Raw genomic sequence first — 725 nt, 5'->3', positions numbered from 1 at the left:
GTGGCATCATCTGCACGACGCTCGGTTGTCGAACACTGCTCACCGTAGAAATCCATATCATCAAATGAGTAATGGTAACCACCAGTTGGTGTCCAACGGTCAGTGTTGCGGCCTTCACCTTTAGCAATCAGGTACTTGATCGCTCGGTGTAAGAGCAAATCTGGGTAGCGACGAATTGGTGAAGTAAAGTGCGCGTAGCGCTTCAGTGCCAAGCCAAAGTGACCACAGTTGTCGGCGTTGTATACCGCTTGCTTCATAGAACGTAGCAACATGGTTTGAATCAGTTCGCGGTCTTCGCGCTCGTTAATCTGACGAATCAGTTGTGCGTAATCGGTTGGCGATGGCTGCAGACCACCTTCCAAGCTTAGACCTAACTCACCCAAGAAATCTTTAAAGCCAGCTAGGCGCTCTTCTCCTGGAGTCTCATGGATTCGGTATAGAGCTGGCTCTTTGGCTTTTTCTACTAATGAAGCAGAAGCGATGTTCGCCAGAATCATACACTCTTCGATGATCTTGTGAGCATCGTTACGAATCACAGGTTCAATGCGGTCAATCTTACGGTCAGCGTTGAAGATGAACTTGGTTTCTACCGTTTCAAACTCAATCGCACCACGCTCATCACGAGTCTGCTTAAGCACCTTGTACATCTTATGCAGCTCTTCAAGGTGCGGTACTTCTCTCTCGTAACGCTGACGAAGCTCTTCATCACCATCGAGAATCGCGCC

General features: G+C 48.7%; 1 protein-coding gene. It reads right to left on the bottom strand.

The features are described 5' to 3' along the window. Nucleotides 1–725, bottom strand: a 725-nt coding sequence (locus KIV40_RS27265; RefSeq protein WP_285352320.1) for an RNB domain-containing ribonuclease, incomplete at both ends; no start/stop codon positions are given.

Source organism: Vibrio sp. D173a (assembly GCF_030248475.1).
Note: the sequence above shows the minus strand (reverse complement) of the source record. Positions and strands in the feature narration are given on the sequence as shown.